Source organism: Pseudomonas promysalinigenes, from assembly GCF_014269025.2.
GTDB classification, from domain to species: Bacteria; Pseudomonadota; Gammaproteobacteria; order Pseudomonadales; family Pseudomonadaceae; genus Aquipseudomonas; species Aquipseudomonas promysalinigenes.
In genome coordinates this window covers 2202773-2215325 of sequence record NZ_CP077094.1, presented here as the reverse complement: position 1 = coordinate 2215325, position 12553 = coordinate 2202773, and the positions used below count along the sequence as shown (strand labels likewise).

Below are 12553 nucleotides of genomic sequence, written 5' to 3'. Positions count from 1 at the left end.
TACGCTGTGGATCGATAGCAGCCTTTCGTACTGTGAGGGGTATTGGGTCAGAGGACGTACCGTTCGCTATCCGCTACGTAGCGTCGCAGGCAAGCGTGTCGAGATCAATCGGGTACTAGTGGTGGGGTCGAGCTATCATCGACCATTCAGATTTGCAGATCCCATCCGACGCCCCGTTGTGTTGTTGCTCAATTGGGGCTTGAGAGCGCAAATGCCTACAGCCACCTGGATGTTTTCAATCCTGCGTGTTTGTTTTCTTTGACCTGGATACCTGATGCTGACTGCCCTGCTGTTCGATCTCGATGGAACCTTGACCGACACCGATACCCTGCATTTGCAGGCATTTCGCCAATTACTCAACGCCTATGACGGCCGCGAACTGACCCAGGAGCAATTTGACGCCCAGGTCAGTGGGCGCGCCAATGGCGCATTGTTCGCTGAATTGTTTCCACTGGCGAGCACAAGCGAGCGCCAGGCGCTTGCCGAGCGTAAGGAGACGCTGTTCCGCGAACTGTCCACTGAACTGCACCCCCTGCCCGGCCTGCTGCGCCTGATGGACCATGCCCGCGCCTGGGACATCGGCATGTGCGTGGTCACCAATGCGCCGCGGCTCAATGCCGAGCACATGCTCAACGCCATGGGGTTGGCAGCTCGTTTCGAGCACGTATTGGTAGCGGAGGAGCTGGCGCGGCCAAAGCCTGATCCGCTGCCGTACTTGACCGGCCTGTTGCGCCTAGAGGCGCTGGCGAGTGAAGCGTTGGCATTCGAGGACTCGTTGCCGGGGGTTGCTGCGGCAAGCGGCGCCGGAATATTCACCGTTGGGGTTGCCACCACGCAGACGCCAGAGCGCCTGCTTGCGGCTGGAGCAAAACTGGTTGTGAAGGATTTCGATGATCCAGCGCTCTGGGCGTTGATCGAAACCCTGCACGGTTGAACCTAGCAATGAGGTCGCCTTGTTTCTTTCATCGAGGCGGCAACCGGGCGCCGCACAGGCGGCGCTCGATCTCACTGGCAGCAGCGTTTTAGCCAAGCCCACCCATTGACCGCTGTTCAGCCTCTGACGCCGAGCATTCCACGCTCGACGATGAAGTCGATCACCGCCTGCAGACCCTCACCTTTCTTCAGGTTGCTGAAGGTCCAGGGCCGCTGGGGCCGCATGCGCTGGGTGTCACGCTCCATCACTTCCAGCGAGGCACCCACATAAGGCGCCAGGTCAGTCTTGTTGATCACCAAAAAATCCGACTTGGTGATGCCGGGGCCGCCTTTACGCGGGATCTTTTCACCCTCGGCCACGTCGATGACGTAGATGGTCAGATCGGCCAGTTCCGGGCTGAAAGTGGCGCTGAGGTTATCGCCGCCACTCTCGACGAAAATCACCTCAAGGTTGCCGAACTTGCGTGCCAGTGCTTCTACCGCCGCAAGGTTCATCGAAGCATCTTCACGGATGGCGGTGTGCGGGCAGCCGCCGGTTTCTACGCCGACAATCCGCTCAGGCTCAAGCGCGCCGGCTTCGGTGAGAATACGCTGGTCTTCCTTGGTGTAGATATCGTTGGTGACAACGGCGATCTGGTAGTGGTCACGCATGGCCTTGCACAGGCATTCGAGCAGTGCGGTCTTGCCAGAGCCGACCGGGCCGCCGACACCGACGCGCAGGGGTTGCTGATAGCTTTGCATGGAGGCAGTCCTCAGGAACGGAATAAACGGGTGTATTGAGTTTCGTGACGTGATGAAGCGATCGCCAACAGCGGCAGACCCCCGCCTAGCTGGTCATCAGCCAGCGTCAGGGCCCGGTCCAGCACGCACGGCAGTTCGGCGCCCAGATCCCGCAGAAGAGTCTGCGCTGCCTGCTGGCCGAACGGCACCAGCTTGACCCCGGCCATCACCGCCCCTTCCAGCCAGGCGAAAGCATGGCCAAGGGCGAGTTGACGAAGGGGTATCTGCCAGTGCGCGGCGAGCCATGCCATGGCGCCGAGCTGGCTGAGTTCCAGGCTGCTGCGCCAGGCAGGCTCCTGACCTAGCTGCCAACCATCGAGCATCCGCGCCAGGGCCGCGCCGCGCTGCTGTTCTTCCAGGCGCAATTCGGCCGTTTCGCGGTTGGCCAGCAAGAATTGGCTCCAGCGAGTGAACGCGTGTGAATCGTCGGCCTCGCAAGCGTGGTACAGGCGCGCCAGCACAGGCCAGTCAAGGCAGGCCAGGGTGTCGTGGATCTGTTCGCGCTGCCAGGCGCAGAAGCTGGCGGTGTCACGCACCCAGCCAGCCTCGACGGCCCACTCCAAGCCCTGTGAGTAGGTGAAACCACCCACCGGCAGGCCCGGGCTGGCCAACTGCAGCAAGCGCAGCAGTGCCAGGTCGCTGTTCATCACCCAGCGAGCACCAGAGCAGCACCGGCCAACATGCCGCCGCCGAAGGCTTTCTGCAGGCCGCTGTGGCGACGCAGCAGGCAACCTACCGCGAAACCGGCCAGCAACAGCAGGCCGCTGACGGTGACGAAGCCTGCGCTGAACATCCAGAATGCGCTCGGGGTAGCTTCAACGCCATGGGCCCAGCCGTGGAACAGGGCGAACACCGGCATGGCCAAGGCCAACACCAATTGGCGGCTTGGCAGCAGGACTGCGGCGGCGGCAACCAGCACCGAGACGGCAATCATGGTTTCCATGCCCAGCACGTCGCCGAACAGGTGGCCGCACACCGCACCGGCGAACATCGACGCCAGGGTGGCCAACGGCAGGGTCAGGTTGCGCCGGGTCAGTGCGGCGAGCACGCCTGTGCCAAGCAGCATCAGCAGGTGGTCGAGCCCGGTCAGCGGGTGCAGCAGACCATCATGCAACGGGTTGCCATCGTGGCCGGGGTGAGCGAAAGCCGGCAACGCGACCATCAACAGTGCAAGGGCGAAAATCTTTTTCATGGTGGACTCCTACGGGGAACGTTTCAGGAATGGGCAGGCAGGCGCACGAAGGGGTGGTCGTTGCCATGGCTGTGGCTGTGGCTGTGGCCGTGCGGCGCACTCTGGTAAGCGCCGGCTTCAGGCTCGAAGGGAGCCTGCTCGGCTTGTACCGTCAGGCCCAGGCCCCGCAGCATGTCGTCGAGCACATGGTCGTGCTGATAACGCAGCAAGCCCGGTTCGATCTGCAGGGGAACATGGCGGTTGCCAAGGTGATAAGCCGCGCGCGCCAGCAGGTGGGGGTCGGCGCAACGCACTGTCGATACCGCTTCTGGTGCCGCCAGCACACGCACCACTTGGCTTGCGGCATCATCGGTGAGCAACTCGCCGCCACGCAGCAGGTGGCCACGTTCGAGCATCAAGCCAGCTTCACGGCCATCGTCGAGGGTTACCCGCAAGCGGCTCTTGATGCGGCTGTCGACATCCAAGGTGACGCTTGCAGTGACATTGTCGGATGCCTCGATTCGGCGGGTCAGAACAATCATCTTCACTCCTTCAGAACAGGAAATAACGCTGGGCCAGCGGCAGTTCGCTGGCCGGCTCGCAGACCAGCAACTGGCCGTCGGCACGAACCTGGTACGTCTGCGAATCGACTTCGATCAGCGGTTGCAGGGTGTTGTGGACCATGTCGGCCTTGCGCACTTGGCGGCAACCGTGCGCTATGCCAATCAGGCTCTGCAGCCCAAGCTCCTGGTGCAAACCACGGTCCATGGCGGCCTGGGGCAGGAAGGTCATGCGCGTGGCATGTCGCGCCGCCCCCATGGCGCCGAACATCGGCCGGTAGTGCACAGGCTGCGGCGTCGGGATCGAGCCGTTGATGTCGCCCATGGGCGCAGTGGCGATCATCCCGCCCTTGATCACCAAGGCAGGCTTGACCGCAAAGAAAGCCGGCGCCCACAGCACCAGGTCGGCCAGCTTGCCGACTTCCACCGAGCCGACTTCATGGGCGATGCCATGGGTCAACGCCGGGTTGATGGTGTACTTAGCGATATAGCGTTTGACCCGGAAGTTATCGCTGTAGGAGGTGTCCGGTGCCAGCGGGCCACGGCGCAGCTTCATCTGATGGGCCACCTGCCAGGTGCGCAGCACCACTTCGCCCACCCGGCCCATTGCCTGGGAGTCGGATGAGGTCATGGCAAAGGCGCCCATGTCGTGGAGGATGTCTTCGGCGGCGATGGTCTCGCGGCGGATGCGCGACTCGGCAAATGCCACGTCCTCGGCAATGCTCGGGTCCAGGTGGTGGCAGACCATCAGCATGTCCAGGTGCTCGTCGACCGTATTGATGGTGTATGGCAGGGTCGGGTTGGTCGAGGACGGCAACACATTGGCCTGCCCCGCCGCGCGAATGATGTCAGGGGCATGTCCGCCACCGGCACCTTCGGTGTGGAAGGTATGGATGGTGCGGTCGCCAATGGCCGCCAAGGTATCCTCGATGCAGCCGGATTCGTTCAGGGTATCGGTATGGATGGCGACCTGGATGTCCATCTCTTCGGCCACCCCCAGGCAGCAATCGATGGCAGCCGGGGTCGAGCCCCAGTCTTCGTGCAGCTTCAGGCCCACCGCACCCGCGGCGATCTGTTCGCGCAGCGCTTCAGGGCGCGACGCATTGCCTTTACCCAGCAGGCCGATATTGATCGGCAGGCAATCGGCGGCTTGGAGCATGCGGGCCAAGTACCAGGGCCCTGGCGTACAGGTGGTGGCATTGGTGCCAGTAGCAGGGCCGGTGCCACCGCCGATGAACGTGGTGATGCCACTGGTCAACGCCTCCTCCACCTGCTGCGGGCAGATGAAATGGATATGCGAATCGATCCCGCCTGCGGTGACGATCTTGCCTTCGGCGGCAATCACTTCGGTACCCGGGCCGACCGGCACGGTCACGCCCGGCTGCACATCCGGGTTGCCGGCCTTGCCTATGGCTGCGATGCGCCCGTGCTTGACGCCAATATCGGCCTTGACGATGCCCCAGTGGTCGATGATCAGGGCATTGGTCAGCACCAGATCCATGGCGTGGGCGGCGAGCATCTGGCCTTGGCCCATACCGTCGCGGATCACCTTGCCACCACCGAACTTGACCTCTTCGCCATAGATGGTGAAGTCCTGCTCGACCTCCACCCACAGCTCGGTGTCGGCCAGGCGTACGCGATCGCCCACGGTGGGGCCGAACATATCGGCATAGGCCCTACGCGAAATACGACTCATGCCTTGCCCTCCAGTGGGCCATTGATTTTGCCCTGAAAGCCATACACCTCACGCTTGCCGGCGTAGGCCACCAGCTGCACGGTGCGCGACTGGCCCGGCTCGAAACGCACCGCGGTGCCTGCCGGGATATCCAGGCGCATGCCACGGCTGGGATCGCGTTCGAACACCAGTGCTTCGTTGACTTCATAGAAGTGGTAGTGGGAACCGACCTGCACCGGCCGGTCGCCATGATTGGCCACACTCACGCGAACGGTTTCACGGCCGACGTTGAGTTCGATGTCGCCATCGGCGACCTGAATTTCACCTGGGATCATGCTGGGCTCCTGCTTCAGGTCAGACGATAGGGTCGTGTACGGTCACAAGCTTGGTGCCGTCGGGGAATGTTGCTTCGACCTGCACGTCGTGCAGCATTTCGGCCACCCCTTGCATGACCTGATCACGGCCGAGCACTTCGCGGCCAAGGCTCATCAGCTCGGCCACCGTGCGGCCATCGCGGGCGCCTTCGAGCACCGCTGCACTGATCAGCGCCACAGCCTCGGGGTAATTGAGCTTGAGGCCACGGGCCAGGCGCCGCTCGGCCAGCAATGCGGCGGTGAACAGCAGCAGTTTGTCTTTCTCTCTCGGGGTCAGCTCCATGGCGCTCTCTCAAGTGGCCCAGATGCGCGGCGGGCACGCGGCCAGGCCCAGTACGGCCGGGCGCAGCACGTACCACAGGCGCTGCAGGGTCTGTTGCAGATGTTGGTTGTCGTGGTCGAGCAGGCGAATCACCAGCAGCGAGCCGAGCAAGGTCGCGCCGGCGGGGATATCGAGTGCGTCCAGTTGCGCGCGCACCTGCTCCAGTACGAGCGGTGTCGCGGGATAGGCGCAAAAGGTAGCGACCAGCGGATGGTCCGCGACTTTGGCCAGTTGCCCGCCTGCGATTCGTAGACGCTCGTGCAGCCCCGGCTCGCCTGGCAGCTCTATGCACAAGCGGCTGTCGATGGCGCCCTGTTCGAAGCGCTCGTTCATCACCGGGCGCCCCAGGCACAAGGTCTCCCATGCCAGCAGTTTGGCACCGGGTTCAAGGGTAAAACGGTTATCCAGGCTGGCGCGGGCGCCGTTGAAAAAGATGCTGTCCTGGGGCAGCCATTCCAGGGTGCTGCCTGCCTGCAGGTGAAAATGCTGAGCCAGGCGCGCGGTGGGGCCGATACTGCGGTAGAACTTGCTGGCACCGGGCATGGTGAGCAGCGCGTGGCTACCCGGTTCGAGGTGAATGTCCAGTTCCAGCCGATCACCTGCGACGATGCCGCCAGGTGGATGCAGCACGTAAACATGACAAGGAGCACCCTCCGGATAGAATGGGCGCTGCACCAAAAGTGGGCCGAAATGCCGACGCGCACCAAGGCGGGTCATGCCCTCACCCTCGACAAAGCGCAAGTGCAGGTACGCGCTCCAGCCGGCGTCTGTTTCCAGTGGTTCGATATGCTCCGCGAGCGACATCCTGCGGCCCCTTGATTTCTGTGGCGTTGCGGCCTTTTTGAGGATCATGCGCCGGCCCTTGGGAGCACGCGGACTGACCACTCGATCAAATTTCGTGGGTGGGATATAGCAGGTTGCGGGCCAACTGCGCAGGTGAACGAAGATGAAAGCTTGCAGGCTATGGCTCTGGCATGGGGCACAGCTGTGATGTGCGCCCATTACCGAGGCGCCTCTTGGCCCTGTTTCAGTGCTGCGCTAGAGTCACGTCACGCCCATCGACCCTGGTACCGCTATGTCCCTATCCCCCGCCATCCCGGTCTTGAGGATTTTTTCTGTCGACAAAGCCAAGGAGTTCTACCTCGACTTCCTGGGCTTTGAGCTCGACTGGGAACACCGCTTCAGCCCAGATTTGCCGCTCTATGCGCAGATTCACCGCGATGGCCTGATCCTTCACTTGAGCGAACACCACGGCGATGCCTGCCCAGGCGCCACCGTGTTTGCCCGTACCCAAGACCTGCGCGCACTGGAGCGCGAGCTGTTGGCCAAACAGTACGGTTACGCCCGCCCTCAGGCCGAACGCGTGGACTGGGGCCTGCAAATACAGGTGCGCGACCCGTTCGGCAACCTGTTGCGCTTTTGCCAGCAAATCGATGAGCAGGCCGCCCAATGAGAGCCCTGAGCAAGCGCGATCTGGCGCGCCTGGAGCGCGAACTGGTCGCCTGTCTGACTGATGCCTGCGAAACGGCCAAGGCCGAGATCGTCGGGTTCAGCTGGCTGACCCATCGGCTCGATCCAAACGATATTCCAGCAAGCCTTCGCGTCACTTGGGTGTTCGAGTACGAGGCCGACAAAGCAGCGGCGCTGGCGGGTGAAGCCAAGGCGCGGATGCTGACGCTGACAGGTCAGGCGCTTCAAGAAGCCGGTGTGCACCTGGACCACTTGGCTTGGCATGTGCGCTTCGACAGTGAGCAGGCCTGCATCGCCAGCCATGCAGGTGACTGGAAACGGCGCCTCCAGCAAGGCTGACGTCTAGTTCAGACTAGGCTGGCCTCCTCGCGGGCGAACCCGCTTGCTCAACGAGAGATTGAGTCTGCTTTTGTTTACTCGGCCCGATCTGGGAGCACGGGCACCTCCGGGCTTAAGCAGTTCGTCCAAGAGCGGCTTTGGCCGGGAAGAGGCCAGCCCAGCCAGTGAGCGCTTGCAGATCAGTGCCAATTCGTGACTGACCGTTCCCGATCCGCGATGGATGTATTATCGTGGCGTGGTGCGCATATAACAGCAGCCCGAGCGATCGGGCACTTGCAAGACAATCGAGGGTGTCATGAGTAACGAAAGCATTAACTGGGACAAGCTGGGTTTCGACTACATCAAGACCGACAAGCGCTTCCTGTCCGTATGGCGCAATGGTGAGTGGGACAAAGGCACCCTGACCGAAGACAACGTGCTGCACATCAGTGAAGGCTCCACCGCCCTGCACTATGGCCAGCAGTGCTTCGAAGGCCTGAAAGCCTATCGTTGCAAAGATGGCTCGATCAACCTGTTCCGCCCAGACCAGAATGCCGCCCGCATGCAGCGCAGCTGTGCGCGCCTGCTGATGCCTCAGGTCCCGACCGATGTGTTCATCGAGGCCTGCAAACAAGTGGTCAAGGCCAACGAGAAGTTTGTCCCTCCCCATGGCAAAGGCGCCCTTTACCTGCGCCCGTTCGTCATTGGCACTGGCGACAACATCGGCGTGCGCACCGCCCCCGAGTTCATCTTCTCGGTGTTCGCCATCCCTGTGGGTTCTTACTTCAAGGGCGGCATGAAGCCACACAACTTCCAGATTTCCAGCTTCGACCGTGCCGCCCCTCAAGGCACGGGCGCAGCCAAGGTCGGCGGCAACTATGCTGCCAGCCTGCAACCGGGCGCTGAAGCCAAGAAAGCCAACTTCGCTGACGCCATCTACCTCGACCCTCTGACCCACACCAAGATCGAAGAAGTCGGTTCGGCCAACTTCTTCGGTATCACGGCCAACAACGAGTTCGTCACGCCTAAGTCGGCCTCGGTGCTGCCGGGTATCACCCGCCTGTCGCTGATGGAACTTGCGCAATCGCGCCTGGGCCTGACCGTGATCGAAGGCGACGTCGAAATCAACAAGCTCGACCGCTTCATCGAAGCCGGCGCTTGCGGCACTGCCGCAGTGATCACCCCCATCGGCGGCATCGAGTACAACGGCAAGCTCCACGTGTTCCACGACCTGGAGAAGGTCGGCCCGGTTACCCAGAAGCTTTACAACGAGCTGACCGGTATCCAGAGCGGCGATGTCGAAGCGCCGGCGGGCTGGATCGTCAAGGTCGCCTGATACGCTGCGCCATGCTGACCGACGGGGCATGCCAGACACTGGCATGCCCCGTTTGGTTTAAGCCGGCGTAGATGAATTTTTCTTAAATCGCCGTTTGGCTATTCTTTGGCACAATCGAGTCTCCAACTAGACGCCCAGGAACGAGCATGCCACGCGTATTGACCATCGAAGACGACGCCGTAACCGGCCAGGAAATCGTCGCCGAACTCTCAAGCCACGGCCTGGAAGTGGATTGGGCCGATAACGGCCGCGAGGGCTTGGCCAAGGCTATCGCCGGCGGTTACGACCTGATCACCGTCGACCGCATGCTGCCCGAGGTTGATGGCCTGACGATCGTCACCACCCTGCGCAACCTGAAGATCGCCACCCCGATTCTGATGATCAGTGCCCTGTCCGACGTCGACGAGCGGGTTCGCGGCCTGCGTGCAGGGGGTGACGACTATCTGACCAAACCATTTGCCTCCGATGAAATGGCGGCGCGGGTCGAGGTACTGCTACGACGCAACAGCGTGCCGATGACCCAGACCCGCCTGCAAGTGGCAGACCTGCAACTGGACCTGATCAGCCACGAGGCGCGCCGTGGCGAGCAAACCCTGAACCTGCTGCCTACCGAATACAAATTGCTGGAATACCTGATGCGCCACAGCGGCCAGGTGATCACCCGAATGATGATTTTCGAGGAGGTCTGGGGCTACCACTTCGACCCAGGTACCAACCTGATCGACGTCCATATCGGCCGTCTTCGCAAGAAGATCGACTCCCCCGGCCAATCGCCGCTGATCCGTACGGTACGGGGCTCGGGTTATGCCATTGCTGAACCCGTCTAAGGGCTGGAGCTCCTCGACGAGCCGCCTGCTGGCGCTGTATAGCTTCCTGTTCGTGGCCTGGAGCTGCATCCTCATGGGGGTGCTGTACTTCGAAGTGTCCAGCTACCTGAACAAACTCACCCGCCATTCCATGCTGCAGCGCCAACACCTGTTCGCGCACATGAGCGGCAAGCAACTGGACGACGCTCTGGTGGCAAGCCAAGCGTTCGAAGAGCGCAGCTTCGATGCCTATGGTTTGTTCGATGCCCAACTCAACCCTGTGGGCGGGCGGATTCGCACCATACCTCCTGAACTTGGGCTGGACGGTAAAGTGCACGAACTCAAGCGCTGCCTCGATGCTGACGACCCCCATGTGCCGCGCGACAGTTGCGATGCCGTGGCGATCAAAGTGCAGGATGGCCGCTGGCTGGTGCTGTTTCGCGACAATGGCTCGTTGTTCGTGGTCACGCGGATCATTCTCGATGCCCTGCTATGGGGTATCTCGCTGACGCTGATTCCAGGCTTTGCCGGCTGGTATCTGCTGCGCCGCCGACCGCTCAAACGTATCCGCGCCATCCAGGCCCAGGCCGAACTGATCGTCGCAGGCGACCTCACCCATCGCTTACCGCTGTCTGCACGCCGCGATGAGCTGGACATGCTCGCCGCCATCGTCAATGCCATGCTCGACCGTATCGAGCGGCTGATGCATGAAGTCAAAGGTGTCTGCGACAATATCGCCCATGATCTGCGCACGCCCCTCACCCGCCTGCGCGCCCAGCTCTATCGCATTCGCCAGCACAGCGAACACGACTCGCCCCAGGCCGAGGCGCTGGACCAGGCGATCGGCGAAACCGACACATTGATGGCGCGGTTCCGTGGATTGCTGCGCATCAGCGAACTGGAAGACCGCCAGCGCCGCGCGGGTTTCGTTCAGCTGGACCCACATGAGCTGCTGGTGGAGCTGCATGATTTCTATCTGCCTTTGGCCGAAGATGGCGCGATCCGCCTGAACCTTGAGCAGCCTGCGCAGTTGCCGGCACTGCATGGCGACCGCGAGCTGTTGTTCGAAGCCCTGGCCAATCTGGTGGGTAACGGCATCAAGTTCACACCTGAAGGCGGTCGGGTTGCCATCACCGCTCACCAGGATGATACAGGCGTGCACATTGCCATCGAAGACAGCGGCCCCGGTATCCCTGAAGAGGAACGGGCTGCGGTACTCAAGCGCTTTTATCGCAGTGAGGAAGGCCACCGCCACGCAGGTTTCGGCCTGGGGCTGTCGATCGTTGCGGCGATCGTCGACTTGCACGGGTTCGGGCTGGAGATTGGCGAGAGTGAGCTGGGCGGGGCAAAGCTGGTATTGCACTGCCCGCTGGCCGGCGCGAGCAAATAAATTCGGGGCCGCTTTGCGGCCCCTTCACATCGGTCAGTCCGCCAGGCGCCAGGTCGTTGCGCCCTTGCTGTCTTCCAGGACCACACCCATGGCGGTGATCTGGTCACGGATCCGGTCGGACTCTGCCCAGTTCTTGTCCGCACGCGCCTGCAGACGCGCCTGGATCAACGCTTCGACCTCAGCTGCATCGACCTTGCCCTCGGCACCGGCACGCAGGAAGTCATCGGCTTCTAGCTGCAGCACACCCAGCACATCACCCAGTTCACGCAGGCGACCGGCCAGCCCCGCTGCGGCATCGACATCGCTGTCACGCAAGCGATTGATCTCGCGCACCAGGTCGAACAGCACAGCGCAAGCTTCAGGGGTACCGAAGTCGTCGTTCATCGCCACGCTGAAGCGCTCGACGAAGGCTTCGCCCCCCTTGGCGGCTACCCGCGGCAGGCCACGCAGGGCGTGGTAGAAACGCTCCAGGGCGCCCTTGGCATCGCGCAGGCTGTCTTCGGAGTAGTTGATCGCGCTGCGGTAGTGGCTGGCCACCAACAGGTAGCGCACCACCTCCGGGTGATACTTGGCGAGCACATCGCGGATGGTGAAGAAGTTGTTCAACGACTTGGACATCTTCTCGCCGTTGATGCGGATCATGCCGCAGTGCATCCAGGCATTGGCGTACTGCTTGCCAGTGGCCGCCTCACTTTGAGCGATCTCGTTCTCATGGTGCGGGAACTCGAGGTCGCTGCCGCCACCGTGGATATCGAAGCTCTCGCCCAGGCAGCAGGTCGACATCACCGAGCATTCGATGTGCCAGCCCGGACGGCCAGGCCCCCACGGCGAGTCCCAGTACGGCTCGCCTGGCTTGACGCCTTTCCAGAGAACGAAGTCCAGTGGGTCCTGCTTGGCCTCATCGACCTCGATGCGAGCGCCAATGCGCAGGTCTTCGACCTTTTTGCGCGACAGCTTGCCGTAACCGACGAACTTGCCGACACGGTAGTAGACGTCGCCATTCCCAGGGGCGTAGGCATAGCCCTTGTCGATCAGGGTCTGGATCATCGCGTGCATGCCGGCGATATGGTCGGTGGCACGTGGCTCCAGGTCCGGCTTGAGGATGTTCAGCCGGCGCTCGTCCTCATGCATCGCGTCGATCATGCGCGCGGTCAAGGCGTCGAACGCCTCGCCGTTTTCATTGGCGCGGTTGATGATCTTGTCATCGATGTCGGTGATGTTACGTACGTAAGTCAGCTCGTAGCCGCTCTTGCGCAACCAGCGGGTGACCAGGTCGAATGCCACCATGCTGCGGCCATGGCCAAGGTGGCAATAGTCGTACACGGTCATGCCGCATACATACATGCGCACCTTGTTGCCGTCGAGCGGCTTGAAGGCTTCCTTGGTCTTGCTCAGGGTGTTGTAGATGGTAAGCACGG

The 12553-nt window shown here is 62.2% G+C and carries 15 protein-coding genes; 6 read left to right on the top strand and 9 right to left on the bottom strand.

Annotated features, from left to right (window positions below; all coding sequences use genetic code 11):
• Positions 1 to 274: 274 nt before the first annotated feature.
• Positions 275 to 934: an HAD family hydrolase gene (locus tag HU725_RS10130; protein ID WP_186477098.1), complete on the top strand. Its 660-nt coding sequence runs from the start codon at positions 275 to 277 to the stop codon at positions 932 to 934.
• A 116-nt stretch (positions 935 to 1050) separates the two neighbouring features.
• Here the strand turns inward: HU725_RS10130 and ureG are convergent, their stop codons facing one another.
• Genes ureG through HU725_RS10090 form a run of 8 tightly spaced genes read right to left on the bottom strand, consistent with a single transcriptional unit; the run spans position 1051 to position 6619 of the window.
• Positions 1051 to 1674 (bottom strand): urease accessory protein UreG, encoded by a 624-nt coding sequence (gene ureG, locus HU725_RS10125; protein ID WP_027916761.1) that lies wholly within the window; start codon positions 1672 to 1674, stop codon positions 1051 to 1053.
• Between the two features lie 11 nt (positions 1675 to 1685).
• Positions 1686 to 2360, bottom strand: a complete 675-nt coding sequence (locus tag HU725_RS10120) for an urease accessory protein UreF (protein WP_186477097.1) — start codon at positions 2358 to 2360, stop codon at positions 1686 to 1688.
• Entirely contained in the window at positions 2360 to 2905 is a 546-nt protein-coding gene (locus HU725_RS10115; RefSeq protein ID WP_186477096.1) for a HupE/UreJ family protein, read from the bottom strand. The genes HU725_RS10120 and HU725_RS10115 overlap by 1 nt, the downstream gene beginning before the upstream one ends.
• Positions 2906 to 2928: 23 nt before the next feature.
• On the bottom strand, positions 2929 to 3426 hold the full coding sequence (gene ureE, locus HU725_RS10110) for an urease accessory protein UreE (RefSeq protein WP_186477095.1): 498 nt from the start codon (positions 3424 to 3426) through the stop codon (positions 2929 to 2931).
• Between the two features lie 10 nt (positions 3427 to 3436).
• Entirely contained in the window at positions 3437 to 5140 is a 1704-nt protein-coding gene (gene ureC / locus HU725_RS10105) for an urease subunit alpha (protein ID WP_186477094.1), read from the bottom strand.
• Positions 5137 to 5454 carry an urease subunit beta gene (locus HU725_RS10100; protein ID WP_060476547.1) on the bottom strand — a complete coding sequence of 106 codons (318 nt, stop codon included), beginning with the start codon at positions 5452 to 5454 and terminating at the stop codon, positions 5137 to 5139. The genes ureC and HU725_RS10100 overlap by 4 nt, the downstream gene beginning before the upstream one ends.
• Positions 5455 to 5473: 19 nt before the next feature.
• Positions 5474 to 5776: an urease subunit gamma gene (locus tag HU725_RS10095; protein ID WP_060476548.1), complete on the bottom strand. Its 303-nt coding sequence runs from the start codon at positions 5774 to 5776 to the stop codon at positions 5474 to 5476.
• A gap of 9 nt (positions 5777 to 5785) precedes the next feature.
• Positions 5786 to 6619 (bottom strand): urease accessory protein UreD, encoded by an 834-nt coding sequence (locus HU725_RS10090; RefSeq protein WP_186477093.1) that lies wholly within the window; start codon positions 6617 to 6619, stop codon positions 5786 to 5788.
• Positions 6620 to 6890: 271 nt separating this feature from the next.
• Between HU725_RS10090 and HU725_RS10085 the strand changes: the two genes are divergently transcribed.
• From HU725_RS10085 to HU725_RS10065, 5 genes are all read left to right on the top strand, one after another.
• Positions 6891 to 7268, top strand: a complete 378-nt coding sequence (locus tag HU725_RS10085) for a glyoxalase superfamily protein (protein WP_186477092.1) — start codon at positions 6891 to 6893, stop codon at positions 7266 to 7268.
• Positions 7265 to 7624 (top strand): hypothetical protein, encoded by a 360-nt coding sequence (locus tag HU725_RS10080; protein ID WP_186477091.1) that lies wholly within the window; start codon positions 7265 to 7267, stop codon positions 7622 to 7624. The genes HU725_RS10085 and HU725_RS10080 overlap by 4 nt, the downstream gene beginning before the upstream one ends.
• Before the next feature lie 295 nt (positions 7625 to 7919).
• The gene (locus HU725_RS10075; protein WP_060476552.1) at positions 7920 to 8939 is read left to right on the top strand and encodes a branched-chain amino acid aminotransferase; all 1020 of its coding nucleotides are present in this window, start codon (positions 7920 to 7922) and stop codon (positions 8937 to 8939) included.
• Between the two features lie 146 nt (positions 8940 to 9085).
• The gene (locus tag HU725_RS10070; RefSeq protein ID WP_060476553.1) at positions 9086 to 9766 is read left to right on the top strand and encodes a response regulator transcription factor; all 681 of its coding nucleotides are present in this window, start codon (positions 9086 to 9088) and stop codon (positions 9764 to 9766) included.
• On the top strand, positions 9744 to 11135 hold the full coding sequence (locus HU725_RS10065; protein ID WP_060476554.1) for a sensor histidine kinase: 1392 nt from the start codon (positions 9744 to 9746) through the stop codon (positions 11133 to 11135). The genes HU725_RS10070 and HU725_RS10065 overlap by 23 nt, the downstream gene beginning before the upstream one ends.
• A gap of 33 nt (positions 11136 to 11168) precedes the next feature.
• On the opposite strand, the gene cysS is transcribed toward HU725_RS10065, so the two are convergent.
• Positions 11169 to 12551: a cysteine--tRNA ligase gene (gene cysS / locus HU725_RS10060; protein WP_060476555.1), complete on the bottom strand. Its 1383-nt coding sequence runs from the start codon at positions 12549 to 12551 to the stop codon at positions 11169 to 11171.
• Between the last annotated feature and the right edge of the window lie 2 nt (positions 12552 to 12553).